Annotated in this window: 14 protein-coding genes; 5 read left to right on the top strand and 9 right to left on the bottom strand. The window is 72.5% G+C overall.

What is annotated here, in order from left to right; translation table 11 throughout:
- The first annotated feature begins 22 nt into the window (after nucleotides 1-22).
- Nucleotides 23-1,309, top strand: a complete 1,287-nt coding sequence (locus tag HB370_RS33005; protein WP_030788814.1) for an MFS transporter — start codon at nucleotides 23-25, stop codon at nucleotides 1,307-1,309.
- Between the two features lie 42 nt (nucleotides 1,310-1,351).
- Here HB370_RS33005 and HB370_RS33000 read toward each other — a convergent pair whose 3' ends face one another.
- The 7 genes from HB370_RS33000 to HB370_RS32970 all read right to left on the bottom strand — a co-directional run bounded on the left by HB370_RS33000 (nucleotide 1,352) and on the right by HB370_RS32970 (nucleotide 10,347).
- Nucleotides 1,352-3,526 carry a discoidin domain-containing protein gene (locus HB370_RS33000; RefSeq protein WP_030788816.1) on the bottom strand — a complete coding sequence of 725 codons (2,175 nt, stop codon included), beginning with the start codon at nucleotides 3,524-3,526 and terminating at the stop codon, nucleotides 1,352-1,354.
- A 132-nt stretch (nucleotides 3,527-3,658) separates the two neighbouring features.
- On the bottom strand, nucleotides 3,659-5,263 hold the full coding sequence (locus tag HB370_RS32995) for a glycoside hydrolase family 13 protein (protein ID WP_030788818.1): 1,605 nt from the start codon (nucleotides 5,261-5,263) through the stop codon (nucleotides 3,659-3,661).
- A 34-nt stretch (nucleotides 5,264-5,297) separates the two neighbouring features.
- The gene (locus tag HB370_RS32990) at nucleotides 5,298-6,179 is read right to left on the bottom strand and encodes a carbohydrate ABC transporter permease (protein ID WP_030788820.1); all 882 of its coding nucleotides are present in this window, start codon (nucleotides 6,177-6,179) and stop codon (nucleotides 5,298-5,300) included.
- The gene (locus HB370_RS32985; RefSeq protein WP_030788827.1) at nucleotides 6,176-7,126 is read right to left on the bottom strand and encodes a sugar ABC transporter permease; all 951 of its coding nucleotides are present in this window, start codon (nucleotides 7,124-7,126) and stop codon (nucleotides 6,176-6,178) included. The genes HB370_RS32990 and HB370_RS32985 overlap by 4 nt, the downstream gene beginning before the upstream one ends.
- Before the next feature lie 5 nt (nucleotides 7,127-7,131).
- A complete protein-coding gene (locus HB370_RS32980; RefSeq protein ID WP_030788829.1) occupies nucleotides 7,132-8,484 on the bottom strand; it encodes a sugar ABC transporter substrate-binding protein in 1,353 nt (450 codons plus the stop codon).
- 129 nt (nucleotides 8,485-8,613) lie between these two features.
- Nucleotides 8,614-9,612 carry a LacI family DNA-binding transcriptional regulator gene (locus tag HB370_RS32975; protein WP_030788837.1) on the bottom strand — a complete coding sequence of 333 codons (999 nt, stop codon included), beginning with the start codon at nucleotides 9,610-9,612 and terminating at the stop codon, nucleotides 8,614-8,616.
- Nucleotides 9,613-9,675: 63 nt separating this feature from the next.
- On the bottom strand, nucleotides 9,676-10,347 hold the full coding sequence (locus HB370_RS32970; protein ID WP_030788841.1) for a hypothetical protein: 672 nt from the start codon (nucleotides 10,345-10,347) through the stop codon (nucleotides 9,676-9,678).
- Nucleotides 10,348-10,590: 243 nt separating this feature from the next.
- Between HB370_RS32970 and HB370_RS32965 the strand changes: the two genes are divergently transcribed.
- Together HB370_RS32965 and HB370_RS32960 are read left to right on the top strand one after the other, a co-directional pair.
- Nucleotides 10,591-11,247 carry a helix-turn-helix transcriptional regulator gene (locus HB370_RS32965; RefSeq protein ID WP_030788845.1) on the top strand — a complete coding sequence of 219 codons (657 nt, stop codon included), beginning with the start codon at nucleotides 10,591-10,593 and terminating at the stop codon, nucleotides 11,245-11,247.
- A gap of 217 nt (nucleotides 11,248-11,464) precedes the next feature.
- Complete coding sequence (locus HB370_RS32960) at nucleotides 11,465-11,692, top strand: hypothetical protein (protein ID WP_167513058.1); 228 nt, start codon at nucleotides 11,465-11,467, stop codon at nucleotides 11,690-11,692.
- A 148-nt stretch (nucleotides 11,693-11,840) separates the two neighbouring features.
- Here the strand turns inward: HB370_RS32960 and HB370_RS32955 are convergent, their stop codons facing one another.
- The gene (locus tag HB370_RS32955) at nucleotides 11,841-12,539 is read right to left on the bottom strand and encodes a 4'-phosphopantetheinyl transferase superfamily protein (RefSeq protein WP_030788851.1); all 699 of its coding nucleotides are present in this window, start codon (nucleotides 12,537-12,539) and stop codon (nucleotides 11,841-11,843) included.
- Nucleotides 12,487-13,392, bottom strand: a complete 906-nt coding sequence (locus HB370_RS32950) for a metallophosphoesterase (protein WP_030788854.1) — start codon at nucleotides 13,390-13,392, stop codon at nucleotides 12,487-12,489. Before HB370_RS32950 ends, HB370_RS32955 begins: the two co-directional genes overlap by 53 nt.
- 382 nt (nucleotides 13,393-13,774) lie before the next feature.
- On the opposite strand from HB370_RS32950, the gene HB370_RS32945 reads away from it, so the two are divergent.
- Both HB370_RS32945 and HB370_RS32940 read left to right on the top strand, forming a co-directional pair.
- The gene (locus tag HB370_RS32945) at nucleotides 13,775-15,292 is read left to right on the top strand and encodes an MFS transporter (RefSeq protein WP_051816035.1); all 1,518 of its coding nucleotides are present in this window, start codon (nucleotides 13,775-13,777) and stop codon (nucleotides 15,290-15,292) included.
- Nucleotides 15,293-15,468: 176 nt separating this feature from the next.
- Nucleotides 15,469-16,590, top strand: a complete 1,122-nt coding sequence (locus HB370_RS32940; RefSeq protein WP_030788860.1) for an ATP-grasp domain-containing protein — start codon at nucleotides 15,469-15,471, stop codon at nucleotides 16,588-16,590.
- The last annotated feature ends 172 nt before the right edge of the window (nucleotides 16,591-16,762 follow it).

Genomic DNA, 16,762 nt, shown 5'->3' with positions numbered 1-16,762 from the left:
CCGGCCGGGGAGAGACGCGATCATGACAGGCAAGCAGACGACGGCACCGGAGCGGACGAGACGGTCCGCCCGACAGCTCGTTGCCGCTTCCGTGGGCAACGCCGTGGAGTGGTACGACTGGTACGCCTACACGTTCCTCGCCACCTACATCGCCGCCGCGGTCTTCCCCAAGGGCACCGGCAACTCCCTGGTACCCCTGCTGTCGACGTTCGCCGTGTTCGCGGTCGGCTTCTTCATGCGGCCCGTGGGCGGGCTGCTCATGGGGGCGGTAGCCGACCGGCGCGGCCGGCGGGCCGCCCTCACCGTCACCATCCTGCTGATGGGCGGCAGCAGCCTGCTGGTGGGGCTGACCCCGACCTACGCCTCGGCGGGCGTCGCGGCCCCGGTGGTGCTGGTCGCCGCCCGGCTGCTCCAGGGGCTGTCGGTGGGCGGGGAGTTCGCGGCCTCCACCACCTTCCTCGTGGAGTCGGCCGGGCCGGGCCGGCGCGGGCTGTTCTCCAGCTTCCAGTACGTCTCGACGACCGCCGGCCAGCTGGTCGCCTCCGGCATCGCCACCCTGCTCGTGGACACGCTCTCCGAACCCTCCATGGACGGCTGGGGCTGGCGCGTGCCGTTCTGGCTCGGCGGGGCGTTCAGCCTGGTCGGCTTCTGGATCCGGCGCGGCGCCGCGGAGACCCGCAGCGCCGCGCAGCGACAGGCGCCGCGGCCCGGCCTGTTCGAGGCGCTGCGCCGCCATCCGCGCCAGTCCCTGCTCATCGCCGGCATCACCGCGGGCGGCACCATCGCCTACTACACCTGGACGTCGTACCTGCCGACGTACGCCGAACTCAACGCGGGCGTCGCGAAGTCGGACGCGCTGCTCGTGAGCACCATCTCGCTGGCCTTCTTCGCCCTGCTCCAGCCGCTCGGCGGGATGCTGTCGGACCGGGTGGGGCGCCGGCCGCTGCTGCTGGGCTTCGGGGTGGGCTTCGCCGTGCTGTGCGTGCCGCTGCTGCACGCGCTGCGCGACTCCTTCGCCGTGCTGCTGCTGGTGAGTTGCGCGGGCATGGTGCTGCTGACCGGGTTCACGTCCGTCAGCGCGGCCGTCAACGCCGAGGTGTTCCCGCCCCGGGTGCGCGCGGCCGGGATCGGCTTCCCGTACTCCCTGACCGTGGCGCTGTTCGGCGGCACGGCCCCGTACGTCGGCACGCTGTTCAAGGACCTGGGCCACTCGGGGCTGTTCCCCTGGTACGTCGCCGTGCTCTGCCTGCTGTCCTCGCTGGTGTACCTGCGGCTGCCGGAGACGGCCCACCGGGAGCTGGAACGCTGAGGAGGGAGCCGTGCCCGGGCACGGCTCCCTCGCTGTCCGGGGTCAGGACGAATAGACCTCCACCTCGCTGAACTGACCTGCGGGCCAGCCGGTGTTGGCGGTGACGGTCAGGCGCAGATGGCGCAGGTTCGTTCCGTCGGGCAGGGACACGGTCGCGGTGTTGCCGGTGGCGGGGTCGAAGCGGTGGCCCTGGGCGCCGGCCACCGTCGTCCAGGTCGTGCCGTCGGCGCTGCCGAGCACCGCGAGGGTCTGGGTGCGGGCGCCCCAGGCCGCCGACGGCGGCAGCTTCAGCACTAGGCGGCGCACTCCGTAGGACGCGCCGAGGTCGACCGTCCAGGACTGCGGGAAGGCGTTGTTGGCCGACTCCCAGTACGAGTTCGCGTCGCCGTCGACCGCCTTGCCGGGCGTGTAGACGTCCTGGGAGCCGGTCGCGGTGGCCGGGCGGCCCTTCGCGAGGTTGCGGTTCGGGTCGGGTTCGGGGTTGCCCTGTCCGGGCCGCGGCCAGGTCGAGCAGTCCGACCAGGTGCTCGACCAGCCGGAATTGCCGCCGCCGTCGGTGAGCGTGAAGGAGCCGGAGTTCGCCGGGAAGGGGCAGTTGTACACGCCGGCCGCACCTACCTGGGTGGCGGTGACGTTCCTGAAGACGGCGGCGCCCTGAGCCTCGGCCTGGACGACGACCGTCCCGGTGTTCCGTACGGTCGCCCCGGTGACGTTGACGTTGCGCACCGGGTAGCCCTGCCCGCCGCCGGAGACGAACTCGAAGGCGCTGTACGGGCTGTCGGTGATCGTGGTGTCGGTGATGTTCACGGTGGCGTTGACGGCGCTGTCGTAGGAGTCGACGCGCAGCGCGCCCATCGGGTGGTTCCAGTTGGGGTTCATGGCGCCGGCGCGCACCAGTGTGTTGCCGTCGACCGTGATGGTGCCGGCCAGCGGGTGGAACGGATCGAGGAACTTCTGGTTGGAGATCGCGATGCCGCTGCCGAGGGCGTTGGTGTCGGAGATCAGGTTGTCCCGCACGGCGATGTCGGTGCCGCCGTAGACGGCGATGCCGTTGGCGAGGTTGGGCTGCGAGATGGTGTTGTGCTCGAAGGACGAGTCGGTGTCCGGGGCGTACAGGGACCACATGGCGAGGGCGTCGTCGCCCTGGTTGCGCAGGAAGTTGTTCCGCACCCGGACGCCCTTGGCGTTGCCGTTGAGGTTGAGGCCGTCGGCGGTGGTGTCGAGGATGCGGTTGTTCTCCACCACCAGGTTGTCGTTGTTGCCGGTGAGCCACAGACCGACCTTCAGGTGCTGGAGCCACATGCCCGATACCGAACTCCCGGGGCCGAGCGAGCCGTTGACGAAGTTGTCCGGGCTGGAGTCGACGCGCTCGGTGACCTCGCCGATGACCGCGAAGTCCTTGATGCGCACGTTGCCGACGGAGCTCGGTTGGTCGATGAAGCGGGAGGTGTGCACGACCGAGTACCAGGGGCCGGCGCCCTGGAGGGTGACGTTCTGCACGCCGCTAAGGGAGGAGGTGATCCGGTAGTCGCCCGGCGGGATCCAGACCGTGCCGCCCTGGGCTGCGGCGATGGCGTCCCGGAACGCCTGGGTGGAGTCGCCGTTGCCGGTGGGGTCGGCGCCCTTGGCGACGACGGACACCGATCCGGCGGGCTGGGAGGTGGCCGCGCCCGCCTGCTCGAAGTCGGCGACGTCGACGGTGACTTGCACATCGGTCGCCTCGACGGCGACCTTGTCGCCGGCCTGGACGGTCCGGCCCAGCAGCATGCGGGTGTTGTCGAAGAAGTGGTGGGTCCTGGAGCCGGTGATCCAGCCGGTGTCGACGTAGGAGTACTTGGCGGTCACCGGCAGGGTCTTGGCGAGCCGGCTGCCGTTGACGTACACGGCGAGCGCGCCGGACTGGCCGTCGGGGACGCTGTAGGCGAGGTTGAGCGCGTCGGCCGTGCGCGGGACGGTGAACTCCACCCGCTGCCCGGGCGCCAGCCGGACGGCCTGCCGGCCGGATGCCTCCGAGGCGAGCGTGCCCTGCGTGTGGTCGGGGCCGATCCGGGTGCCGTTGCCGCTCGCCGACTCGGCCTCCACGGAGGTGAAGGGGAGCGTGGCGCCCGCCGCCGCGTGGGCGGCCGGGGCGAGGGTGACGAGCATGCCGGCGGCGAGGGCGACGACCGCCCCGACGGCCGGCATGCGCCGGAGGTGTCCGGTGCTTCTGTTGTGCATGTGCCGATCCCTTCGTGGTGGGTGCGTGGGACAGCGCGGTGGTGCGTGGGGCGCGGTGCGGGCGCGCGATGGTGCGATGGTGCGGTGGTGCGGCTCGGGCGCGTGATGGTGCGGTGGTACGTGCGACGTGGCTCAGGCGCGCAGCCAGGCCGCCGTGTCCTGGGGCAGCCGGCCCGTGGGGTCCAGGGGGCCGCTGGCGAGCAGGAGCCGGGAGTGCGCGGGGAGCGGGGCGGGCGTGGCCGAGAGGTTGACCACGCACAGCGCGTCCGCGCGGGCGAAGGCGAGCACGCCGTCGGGGGCGGGAAGCCAGGTCAGGGGGCCGGCACCGAACACGCGGCGCAGGGCGATGGCCGTGCGGTAGAGGGAGAGCATGGAGTGCGGGTCCCGCCGCTGGCGGTCGACCGCGTACGACGGCCAGTCGGCCGGCTGCGGCAGCCACGGCTCCTCGCGGGAGCCGAATCCGGCGTACGGCAGGCCGGCGGCCCAGGGCAGCGGCACCCGGCAGCCGTCGCGGCCGGGGTCGGTGCCGCCCGAGCGGAAGTGCATCGGGTCCTGGATGCTCTCGAGCGGGATGTCGGCCTCCGGCAGGCCCAGCTCCTCGCCCTGGTAGAGGTAGACCGCGCCGGGCAGCGCCAGCGACAGCAGGGCTGCGGCCCGGGCCCGCCGGGTGCCGAGCGCGAGGTCCGCCGGGGTGCCGAAGGCCTTGGTGGCGAAGTCGAAGGCGGTGTCCGCGCGGCCGTAGCGGGTGACGGTGCGGGTGACGTCGTGATTGCACAGCACCCAGGTGGCCGGGGCGCCGACGGGTGCGTGCTCGGCGAGGGTGGTGTCGATCGCGGCGCGCAGCCGGCCGGCGTCCCAAGGGCATGTGAGGAAGGAGAAGTTGAAGGCGGTGTGGAGTTCGTCGGGGCGCAGGTAGCGGGCGAAGCGCTCGGGGTCGGGGAGCCAGACCTCCCCGACGAAGACGCCGTCGTACTCGTCGGCCACGCGCCGCCAGGAGCGGTAGATGTCGTGGAGTTCGTCGCGGTCGAGGAAGGGGTGGGGGTCGGGGTGTGCGGCGAGGTCGGGGAGGTCCGGGTCCTTGGCGAGCAGGGCCGCCGAGTCGATGCGGACGCCCGCGACGCCCCGCTCGAACCAGAAGCGCAGGACGTCCTCGTGTTCCTGGCGGACGGCCGGGTGGGCCCAGTTGAGGTCGGGTTGTTCGGGGGTGAACAGGTGCAGGTACCAGTCGCCGTCGGGCAGCCGGGTCCACACCGGTTCGGTGGAGCCGGCGAACTGCGAGGGCCAGTCGTTGGGCGGGAGTTCGCCGTGCGGGCCGCGTCCGGGCCGGAAGTGGAACAGCTCGCGTTCGGGGCTGCCGGGCCCGGCGGCGAGCGCGGCCCGGAACCAGGGGTGCTGGTCGGAGACGTGGTTGGGCACGATGTCGACGATCGTGCGGATGCCCAGCCCGGCGGCCTCGGCGATGAGTTTCTCCGCCTCGGCGAGGGTGCCGAAGGCCGGGTCGATGGTCCGGTAGTCGGCGACGTCGTAGCCGCCGTCCTTCAGGGGCGACAGGTACCAGGGGGTGAACCACAGGGCGTCCACGCCGAGTTCGGCCAGGTACGGCAGCCGGGCGCGGACTCCCGCGAGGTCGCCGGTGCCGTCGCCGTCGCCGTCCGCGAAGCTGCGGACGTACACCTGGTAGATGACGGCGTCACGCCACCAGTCGGGGTCTTTGCGGGCAGGGGTGGGCTGTCCCACGGAGCTTGGCCTTTCTGTGGTCGGGGATGCGGCGTCAGCCCTTGGTGCTGCCCGCGCCGATCCCGGCGATGATGTGCCGCTGGAAGACGAGGAAGAGCGCCACCATCGGGATGCTGGCGATCACCATCGCGGCAAGGAGCACGGTGAGCTGGACGTTCTGCGACAGCTGCACCAGGGCCACGCTGATCGGCTGTTTGCCGGTGTCGGAGAAGACCATCAGCGGCCACAGGAAGTCCTGCCAGACGGCGACCAGCGCGAAGATCGACACCACGCCGAGCACCGGCCGGGACATGGGCAGCACGACGGACCACAGGACGCGGAGCTTTCCGGCGCCGTCGATCTCGGCGGCCTCCAGCACCTCGCGCGGCAACTGGTCGAAGAAGCGTTTGAGCAGGTAGAGGTTGAAGGCGTTGGCGACCGCCGGCAGCCAGACGGCGAGGGGGTCGTTGAGCAGGCTGGTGTGGATCAGCGGCAGGTCGGCGACGGTCAGGTACTTGGGGACGACCAGCGCCTGCGCCGGGACCATGAGGGTGGCGAGGATGCCGCCGAGGACCACCTTGCCGAACGCCGGGCGCAACTTGGACAGGGAGTAGGCGGCGGCGGTGCAGAACACCAGTTGGAAGGCCCAGGCCCCGGCCGCCTGGACGACGGTGTTCCCCAGGTGCCGCGGCAGCTCCATCAGCTCCCAGGCGTCGGTGTAGCCGCCGGGGTGCCAGTGCTCGGGCAGCGGGGTGGGCGGGGTGCGGGCCACCTCGTCGGGCGACTTCAGCGCGCCGGTCACCATCCAGTACACGGGGAAGAGGAAGGCGAGCGCGAAGAGGACGGTGACGGTGGTGAACACCGTCCAGTAGAGGGCCTTTCCGCGGGGACGGGCGAGGGCGGCCGGGGAGATCAGGGTGCGGGTGCCCGGGGTCATGTGTCCCCCTCGGTGCGGGTGAGCCGCAGATACAGGGCGGAGAAGGCGCCGAGCAGGACCAGGAGCATGACGCTGAGGGCGCAGGCACCGCCGAAGTCGTTGTAGAGGAAGGCGTATTTGTAGATCAGGTAGAGCACGGTGACGGTGGAGTTCTCCGGTCCGCCGCCGGTGATGACGAACGGTTCGGTGAACACCTGCATGGTGGCGATGATCTGAAGAAGCATCAGCATCAGGATCACGAACCGGGTCTGGGGGATCGTGACGTGCCGCACGCGCTGGAGGAGGTTCGCGCCGTCCAGTTCGGCCGCCTCGTACAGCTCGCCGGGGATGGACTGGAGCGCGGCGAGGTAGACGAGGACGGTGCCGCCCATGTTGGCCCAGGTCGCGACGAGCACCAGGGAGACCAGCGCGGTGTCGGTGCCGTTCGTCCAGTTCGAGGTGGGCAGGTGCAGCAGGCGCAGGGCCTCGTTGGCGAGGCCGGCTCCCGGGTCGTAGAACCACTTCCACAGCAGGGCACTGACCACCGGCGGGATCATCACCGGCAGATAGACCACCACGTGGAAGAAGGGCTTGGCGTGCCGCAGTTCGTTCAGGACGAGCGCGAGCACGAAGGGGACCGCGAAGCCGATGAGCAGCGCCAGCAGGGTGAAGGTGAGGGTGTTGCGCCAGGCGTCGGCGAACTCGGGGTCGTCGAGGACGCGGGTGAAGTTGGCGGTGCCGGCCCACGCGGGCGGTGAGCCCGGGGTGTACCTCTGGAAGGAGATGACGACCGCGCGGATCGCCGGGCCCCAGGAGAACAGGGCGAAGCAGAGCAGGCCGCCGAGGAGGAAGCCGTAGGCGCGGGCCTGGTCGGCCAGGCGGCGCCGGCGGCGCCCGGCCGGGGTGGGTGCCGGGAGCGGCGGGACGGGCGGGTGGGCGACGGGCCGTCGCTCGGCCGTCTTCGTCATGGCGGTCAGCCCCGGGCCAGAATGCTGTCGATCTTTCCGGACGCCTCCTCGAGGAGCTGGTCGATGTCGGCGTCCTCCTTGGTGAGCACGGCGGAGACGACGCCGTCGAGGACGGAGTAGATCTGCTGGGCGTGCGGCGGCTCCGTCTTCAGCCGGAGTTTGCCGTTGCCGTCGAGAAACGCCCGGTAGTTCTCCACCGGGACGTTGGCGTTGGCTTGTTTCACCCGTTGGTCGGTGGCGTCGGCGGCACCGGTGAACAGGCGCGGTTCGGGCAGGCCGACGGGCGCGCCGTGCTTCCTGGCGCGGGCGTAGTCGCCGAGGAAGCCCTTGCCCGGGGTGAGGAACATGTGGTCGAGCCACTTCAGGCCGGCCCGGATCTGGGCGGGCGTGGCCTTCTTGCGGAACATGTAGCCGTCGCCGCCGATGAGGGTGGCGTGGCCGCCCGGCATGGGGGCCAGGGCGAGGTCCTGGTAGTCGCCGCCCTTCTCCTTGACCAGGATCGGGATGTTGTCGGGGGCGGCGAGGTACATGCCGAGCTTGCCCGAACCCATCATCTGCTGCACGTCGTTGAGGACGAGGAGCTGTCTGCTGCCCATCGAGTCGTCGGTCCACCGCATGTCGTGCAGGTTCCGCAGTACGGCGCGGCCCTCGGGGGTGTCGATGGTGGCCTTCTCGCCGTCGGCGCTCACGACGTCGCCGCCTTGCGCGTACAGCTCGGCGGTGAAGTGCCAGCCGCCCTGGTTCTGGGCGCTGTAGTCGGCGTAACCGACCGTGCCGTCGCCCAGGGCGGCGATCTTCCGGGCGGCGGCGCGGACCTCGTCCCAGGTCGCCGGGGGCCGGTCGGGGTCCAGCCCGGCCTCGCGGAACAGGGCGCGGTTGTAGATCAGCCCCATGGAGTAGCCGGTGCGCGGGATGCCGTAGACCTTCCCGTCGACGGTGTAGATGTCCCGCAGCTGCTTCTGGATGCTGTCGTAGCTCTTGAGTTCCTTCAGGTACGGGGTGAGGTCGGCGGCCTGGCCCAGGTCCACGACGTGCCGGACGTCGGTGAAGTACGTGTAGAAGACGTCCTCCATCTGGCCGCCGGCGAGTTTGGCGTCGAAGGTCTTCGGGTCCTGGCAGGGGAAGGCGTCGTGGGCGACGACATCGATGTCCGGGTGGGCCTGTTCGAAGGCGGCGGTGTCCGCCTCGAAGAAGGCGCGGTCGACCTTGGCGCTCCTGGGCGGCTCGCAGTTGACGGTGATGCGGGTCTTGCCGCTCGCCGCGCCGTCGGCGCCGGACCCGCAGGCGGTGGCGGCGAGGGCGAGGGAGGAACAGACGCCGATCGCGACGACGGTACGGCGGAACCCGGTGTGTCTCATCGGTGGACCCCTCATGACACTCGTGGCAGGAGCGGTGGGCGCCGCACACTCAAGCACCGCCGACTTTCGTTCGCAAGATGTCGAGCGGAATCTGTAATTATTCGACAGGTGGCCGGATCTCACGGAGGATCAGTCGCGCGGTGCTTGCGCGGTGGAGCCGCGCACCACCAGCTCCGGCTCGAACAGCAGCTCCTCGGCGGGTACGGCGGTGCCGCCGATCTGCGCGTTCAGCAGCTCCACGGCCGCGCGCCCCATGGCCTCGATGGGCTGGCGGACGGTGGTCAGCGGGGGTTCGGTGCAGTTCATGAACGCCGAGTCGTCGTAGCCCACGACGGAGACCCGGCCCGGGACGTCGTACCCCTTGCGCCGGGCCGCCCGGACGGCGCCGAGGGCCAGCGGGTCGGAGGCGCAGATGATGCCGGTGACACCCCGGTCGAGCAGCCGGGAGGCGGCGGCGTGCCCGCCCTCGAGGGAGAAGATGGCCCGCGCGACGAACTCCTCCGGCAGATCGCCGGCGATCGCCCGGGCGGCGGCGAGCTTGCGGGCCGAGGGGACGTGGTCGGCGGGGCCGAGGAGCAGGCCGATGCGCTCGTGGCCGAGTGAGGCCAGGTGCCGCCAGGCCTGCTCGACGGCCACGGCGTCGTCGCAGGACACGCCCGGGAAACCGAGGTGCTCGATGGCCGCGTTGACCAGCACGACCGGGATGTTGCGCGCGGCGAGCAGCCGGTAGTGGTCGTGCGGCGCGTCGGCCTGGGCGTACAGGCCGCCGGCGAACACGACGCCGGAGACCTGCTGCTGGAGCAGCAGCTCGACGTAGTCCGCCTCCGAGACCCCGCCCTTGGTCTGGGTGCACAGCACCGGGGTCAGCCCGAGCTGGGCCAGAGCACCGCCGATGACCTCGGCGAACGCCGGGAAGATGGGGTTCTGCAGCTCGGGCAGGACCAGGCCGACGAGCCGGGCGCGTTCGCCGCGCAGCTGGGTGGGGCGCTCGTAGCCGAGCACGTCGAGTGCCGTCAGCACGGCCTGCCGGGTGGCGTCGGAGACCCCGGGTTTGCCGTTGAGCACCCGGCTGACGGTGGCCTCGCTGACCCCGACCTTCTTGGCCACTTCCGCAAGTCGTCGCGTCATGAGCGCAAGGCTAGCGCAAGCATTGCAAGCGACTTGCGTAAAGGCGGCAGGGGGCGGGTGGGGTCACCCTTCGGGTGCCGGGACCGCCGTGAGGTGGGACGTGGTGCCTCGGGGCCGGCGGGGGCGGCGCACGGTCGAGGTGGGGCGGCGGGGCTCGCGCAGCACCATCGTCAGGCGCCGGTAGCCCAGCTCCCGCAGCGGCTGCGGCGCCTCCTCCACGATGCGGCACTCGGTGCGCCCGTGACGCGGGTCCGGGTGGTGCAGGAGGCGTACGGCGCCGTCGAGCCGGGTCGCGGCCTCGCCGACGGCGCTGATCCAGTGCGGCAGGCCGTGCCGGTAGGCGGCCTCCATGATCGGATCCTGGGCGATCTCCCGGCGCACGGCCTGGAGTTCGTGGTCGTGGCCGTAGAACTCCAGCGCGGTGCGCAGCTGGGCCAGCATCGGCAGGCACCAGGCCGCTTCGTGCTCGCCGAGGATCCCGCCCGCGTCCGGGTGGAACAGCACGAACCGCAGGAAGTTCACCCCCGGCATGGCCGTCGGATGCGGGCCGACGCCGCGGAACAGCGCCTCGAACGCCCGGTTCGCCATGACCACGTTCCACTGGTGGTCGACGACCATGGACGGGCACGACATGTACTCCAGCAGCGCCCCGTAGTCCTGGAGGTACGCCTGGGTGTCGCAAGTGTCGGGGACGGGCCGCGGTGCCGGCCGCTGCCCTCCTGCCTGATGTGCCATCGGGAGGTCACCCCTCTTGCCTCTGCGGCCTTTCACGCGGCGATGCGATCCTGCTGCCCAGGCAAGAGTCGTGTCAACTATCGTGGCATTTCATGCCGGTTGACGGCTGAAATTCGCCACAGTTGTGGCGACACCTGGATGTGGGTTCCGGACACGGGCTACTCTCCGGGAAGTTCACGGCGATCGCTCGTGAGAAGCACGGACGCACCTGAAGCCCTCTTTAGAGACGTAGGAGTTCTGTCGGTGACGGATGGCTACGAGGATCCGGGCGCCTCGGCGACCGCCCAGCTGCCGGCCGTCGTCGCCCGCGTCACCGCGCTCGCCGACCGCCTCGGCGTACCGCACGCCGAGGTCTTCGACGTCGGGCGGCTCTCCATCGCCTGCGGGGTGCCCGAGCCGGTGGTCAGGGCCCTGCTCAGCGGACGGCCGGCGGGCGAACCGGACGTCCAGGCCCGGTTCCTGCAGCGCCTGGACCTGTTGCGCCGCACCCGGCTGAAACCGGGCGGACGCCGCTACACCCAGCAGGAGATCGCCGACGGCGCGGGCATGTCCCGGCAGCAGGCCGGCGCCCTCATCAACGGCGACCGGCGGCCCACCATGGAGCACTGCGACGCGTTGCAGCGCTTCTTCCGGGTGCACGCCGGCTTCCTCACCGCGGAGGACCCCGAGGCGCTGGCGGGCGCGTTACAGCGCGTCGAGCAGGAGCTGCTGCAGAAGCTCGCGGACCGGGAGCGGGCCGATGGCGAGGCCGCGGAGGATCCGCTGGAGCGGTTGTTGCAGGACCACGGGGTGCGCGGTATCGCCTGGCGGGCCGCGCAGTTGCCCACCGACCAGCACCGGGACAAGGTCGCGGAGTGGCTGGACATGCTCCTGGAGAGCGTGAAGCGGCCCGAGTCGTGAATGCGGGCGGCGGGTCCGGGCGCCCGCCGGTGCCGGGCCGTACGGCACGCCCGGACGCGGCCGTTTCCTCCTCGCGCCTGCGCTGAGCGGGCGAACACGGGCCGAGCCGGACGGGATTGTCAGTGGCGGGCGGCAAGCTGGGGGTGTGCGCCGCGGGACGCGGTGCACGGCGCCGTCAGGGCGCGTGACCGTGACGCCTACCCGGGGAGAGCCGACGATGCCCACCGCCGTACTGACCGATCGTGAGCGCACCGCCGTCCAGGCGTATCTGCGGCTGCTCCACACGGTGCGCGCCGCCCTCGACGCGCCGCCGGAGGCCGGCCGCCCCGCCGTCCTGCCGCCCGCGGTCCTCGCCGAGGCCGAACAGGCGCTGGCCCACGCCGGACTGGCGGGCAACGAGGCGGAGTTCTTCCGCCTGCTGCGCGACTGGTACCCGCCCGCCTGACGGCCCGGCGGCGCGCGGGACGCCCGGTGCCGGGGCGCTGGGGCGGGCGGGGTACGCGGTTCACCGGCCGTCAGGGGCGCGGGGGCGGGTACGGTACGCGGTTCACCCGCCGTCAGGGGCGGAGTTCGGTACGCGGTCCGCCGGTCCGTCAGGGACTCGGGGCCGGGGACGCGTGCGGTACGACGACGGACGTCGCCGCCACTCCGTCCCGGACGATCCACCGTCCCTCGAAGGCCTGGAGGCGCCGGCCGCCGACCAGGGGCCCGGGCACGAGGAGTTCGGCGCGCAGGGTGCCGTACGACGCGCCGCCGCTGTCCGGGTGCAGGGTGATGTCGGCCTCGGAGAAGTCGAGCCACTTGCGGGTGAGGGGGAACCACGCCTTGTAGACGGACTCCTTGGCGCTGAACAGGAGCCGGTCCCAGTGCACGGTTGGCCGGCGCAGGGCCAGCTCGCCGAGCCGCGCGGACTCGGCGGGCAGGAACACGGCGTCGCCGACGCCCTCGGGGAGCGGCCCGTGCGGCTCGGCGTCGATGCCGAGGGAGGCGAGGTCGGCGGCGCGGACCAGCGCGGCGGCGCAGTAGCCGTCGCAGTGGGTCATGCTGCCGACCAGCCCGTCCGGCCACAGCGGGGCGCCCCGCTCGCCGCTGAGCACGGCCTGCGGCGGCACGCCGAGCTTCTCCATGGCGCGCCGGGCACAGCCGCGCACGGCGGCGAACTCACGGCGCCGCTTGGTCACCGCGCGCACGACGAGCGCCTCCTCCGCCGGGTAGAGCGGGGTCTCCCACAGCGGGTCGTCAGTGTGCGCCTCCACGGCCACGACCGACTCCGGGAGCAGCTCCTCGATCACCTGCTTCGACCTCCATCGGCAGGATGCGGCGCAGCCTTCCCGGCGGTTCCGGGCGCTTGCGCCATTCGCGGGGGTATCCCACGGAGACCTCCATGAAGCGGACTCCGTCGTGCCAGGTGGTGCGGGGGATGTGCAGATGGCCGTAGACCATGGTGGCGACCCGGAACCTGCGGTGCCAGTCGGCGGTCAGCCCGGTGCCGCACCACATGGCGAACTCGGGGTGCCAGAGGATCTCGGTGGGGTGCCGGTCCAGCGGGTAGTGGTTGGCCAGCACGGTCGGGAGGTCCTCGGGCAGCTCGGCCAGCCGGCGCTCGGTCTCGGCGACCCGGGCCCGGCACCACGCCTCACGGGTCGGGTAGGGGTCGGGGTGCAGCAGGTACTCGTCGTTGCAGACGATGCCCGTGCTCTCCGCGTAGGCCAGGCCCTCCGCCTTGGTGGCGCAGCCGGCCGGCAGGAACGAGTAGTCGTACAGCAGGAACAGCGGGGCGACGACGGCCGGCCCGCCGGCGCCGCGCCACACGGGGTAGGGGTCCTCGGGGGTGACGACGCCCAGTTCCCGGCAGACCTCGACCAGGTGTTCGTAGCGGGCGACGCCGCGCAGGGTGACCTCGTCCCTGGGGTGCGTCCACAGCTCGTGGTTGCCGGGCACCCACAGCACCTTGCGGAAGCGGCTCGCGAGCGTGCCGAGGGCCCAGCGGATGTCGGCCACGGTCTCGGCGACGTCGCCGGCCACGATCAACCAGTCCTCGTCGCTCTCGGGCCGCATGCCCTCCACGAGGGCGCGGTTGTCCGGATAGCCGATGTGCAGGTCGCTGATGGCGAGCAGCTGTCCGGCGCCGGCCGTCGACTCCACCCCGCACACCCCTTCCGATCATCCGATGGCACCACAAGAACACACCGACCCCGCCCGGGACAAGAGTCTTCTGGCCGGGCGTCAGCTTCCCGGGCCCGAGGGCGACTTGGCGGGTCATGGTCGTTTTCCGGTCACCGTGGAGGAGGCTCCCGGACCGGATTCCGTCCCGGGTCCGGGTCGTGCCGGATCACCGCTCCACGGTATCGCGACCGCCCGGCCAGGCGCGCGTCCAGATCCGGCACCGGAACGCACGGGCCCTCGGCGGCCGACGGCGGTGTGACCGGATACCGATGGTCCCACTGAGCGAAAGTTCGACAGTACGCAACTATACGAACTGTCGTAGTGAGCCGGGCCGCCCTGCCCATGACCCGAAGGGCCGACCATGTCCCCCTCCCCCGGGCCGCACACGCGGCCGACCGGAACCGGCCGGACCCGGCCGGGCTGGAGCCTGGCGCTGCTGGCGCTGGCCCAGCTGATCTTCTCCCTCGACCTGAACATCGTGTTCGTCGCCCTGCCCGACATCGGCGCCGACCTGGACTTCCCCGGCCAGACCCAGCAACTGGTCGTCAGCGCCTACGTGGTCTTCGCCGGCGGCTTCCTGCTGCTCGGCGGCCGGGCCGCCGATCTGCTCGGCCGGCGCCGGATCTTCGTGCTCGCGCTCTCCGTGTACGCCGTCTCCTCGCTGGCCGGCGGACTGGCGGGCAGCCCGGAGGTCATCGTCGCCGCGCGGGCGGTGCAGGGCATCGGCGGCGCGCTGCTGCTGCCGTCCACGCTGTCGCTGATCAACACCCTGTTCGAGGAGGGCCCGAGGCGGAACCGGGCGCTCGCCGTGTGGGGCGGGGCCGGGGCCAGCGGCCTGACCGTCGGCGCGCTGCTGGGCGGCCTGCTCACCGAGGCCTTCGGCTGGCCCGCCGTGTTCTTCGTCAACGTGCCGCTGGCCGGGCTCGTCGCCCTGGCCGCCGTGTTCGTCATCCCGCGCGACCCGGCGGGCGGCGCGGGCCGCCGGTTCGACCTGCCCGGCGCCCTGACCGTCACCGCCGGCGCCACCCTGCTCGTCTTCGCGCTGGTGGAGGGCCCGGAGTGGGGCTGGGCCGCGCCGGCGGTCATCGGCGCGGCCGTCGCCGCCGTGGTGTGCCTCGCCGCGTTCGCCGCGATCGAGTCCCGCAGCGCCGACCCGCTGATGCCGTTCCGGCTGTTCCGCAACCGCAGCCTGAGCGTGGCCATCACGGTGACGTTCCTGTACATGGCCACGTTCGGCACCCTGCCCTACTTCCTCACCGTGCTGCTGCAGTCGGTGCACGGCTTCAGCGCCCTGGACACCGGGCTCGCCTTCCTCGTGCCCTCCGTCGCCATCGCCGCCGGCACCCAGCTCGGCGAGCGCATGACCACCCGGCTGGGCGCGCGCACCACGCTGATCACGGGCTTCCTGGTCGGCGCGGTGGGCACCGCCGCCCTCTCCCTCGGCTTCGACGCGGACGCCGGCTACGGCATCGCCGTACCCGGGCTGATCGTCTCCGGGGTGGGTCAGGGCATCGTGTGGACGTCCATGTGGATCGCCGCCGCCACCAAGGTCGCGCCCGGCGAACAGGGCATCGCCAACGGCATGGCCTCCACCACCCTCAACCTGGGCAACGCCATCGGCCTGGCCGTGCTCACCGCGCTCGCCGACGCCGGTACCGACGGCAAGACCGGCCGGGCGCTGCGGGCCGCCACCGCGGACGGGGAGTTCCTGGTCGTCCTGCTCACCGCGGCCGGCATGGCCCTCGGCCTGCTGATCGCGCTGTGGCTGCCCCGTGCCCGGGCGGCCGACGCTCCCGTGGCCGGCTCGCCGGAGCCCTCGGCGGGGGCCGGCGCGCCCGCCGCCGTCACCGAGGAGGCGGCCACGTCCGGGAACCACTGACACGCGGGGTGCGGCCCGCACCGGCAGGGTGCGCGAGGGGGCTCCGGTTGGCCGTATGATCGCCCCGACACCGGCGCCCCGACTCCCTTGCCTCCAGGGCCGTTTGGTGACCCTTCCTCGCACCTGCCCGGGCACGGGCCGCTCCGCCCTGCCCGCACACCCGAAAGGCGGCCTGCATGCTCTCTCGCGTACGCGTCTGGCTCAACCGCACGTACGCGGAGAACGTGTTCTTCATGGATCAGCTGCGGAGAAATCCCGGTGACCGGGCGGTCGAGATCCACGCCACGCACGGTGATCCGGACTCGCCGGTGCTGGCCGCCGCCGACACGGCCGAGCTGGAGCCGGAGGGCCTGTCCCCGGCCGCGTACGTCGAATACGCGCTCGACCAGTGCGCCCGGCGCGGCATCGACGTGTTCGTGCCCCGGCTGCACCAGGCCGCGATCGTGGCGCACCGGGCCGAGTTCGCGGCGGCCGGTACGGCGCTGCTGGCCCCGACGCCCGAGGCGGTCGCCGTGTTCGAGAACAAGGCGATCGGGTACGAGGCGGTGCGCTCGGTGGGTGTCCCGGTGCCGCCGTGGTGGCGGGTCCGGACGGCCGACCAGCTCCTCGCCGCGGTGGAGGACTTGGAGGAGGCCGGGCACCAGGCGTGCGTCAAGCCGGCCGCCGGGGCGGGCGGGGCCGGCTTCCGGGTGATCACCCGGTCGCCCCTGTCCCTGTCCCAGCTGAGCGGCTACCCCGGCGCGTCCGTGCAGCTGGACGCGGTCCTCGACGCGCTGCGGCGGTCCGGGGAGCCGGTGGACTGGCTGGTGATGCCCCGCCTGGCGGAACCGGAGGTGTCCGTCGACTGCCTGACCGGGACGGACAACCGGGTACGGCTCGCCATCGGCCGCACCAAGAACGGCCGCCGCCGGGGCTTCACCCTGGACGAGCGGTGGCTGGCGCCGGCCCGGCTGATCGCGGAGGGCTTCGGGCTGCACCATCTGTCCAACATCCAGTTCCGGATGCTCGGCGACCGCCCGGTGCTGCTGGACGTCAACACCAGGCCCGCCGGCGGGCTGCACCAGCTGTCGCTCTGTGGGGTGAACGCGCCCTGGGCGGCGGTGCGGCTCGCGCTGGGCGACGACCCCGGGGTGATCGAACCGCCGTTCCTCGGCCAGGACTACACGGTGCTGGCGGGACCGCGTCCGCTGCTGCCCGCCGGGCCGGCCCGGCAGCGGCCGGAGCCCGCCGAGGTGGCACTCCCGGCGGTGCCGACGCCCGCGCAGACGGCCCCGGCGGGCGAGGTGCTGCCGCTCTAGGCGACGGCCCTCCGAGCCGGCCGGGGCTTCCCGGCCACGCCGTCGGGGCTTCCCGGCCGGCGGGCGCACCGTCCGGGGTTCTCAGCCGGCCGACACGTCGTCGGGACTTCTCGGCCGACGACCGACACGCCGTCGGGACTACTCACCGGCCGGTGCGCCCGTCGGGGCTTCC

Source organism: Streptomyces sp. DSM 40868 (assembly GCF_011820545.1).
Taxonomy (GTDB): Bacteria; Actinomycetota; Actinomycetes; order Streptomycetales; family Streptomycetaceae; genus Streptomyces; species Streptomyces eurythermus.
The sequence above is the reverse complement of the archived record's forward strand: the minus strand, read 5'-3'. Positions and strand labels throughout refer to the sequence as shown.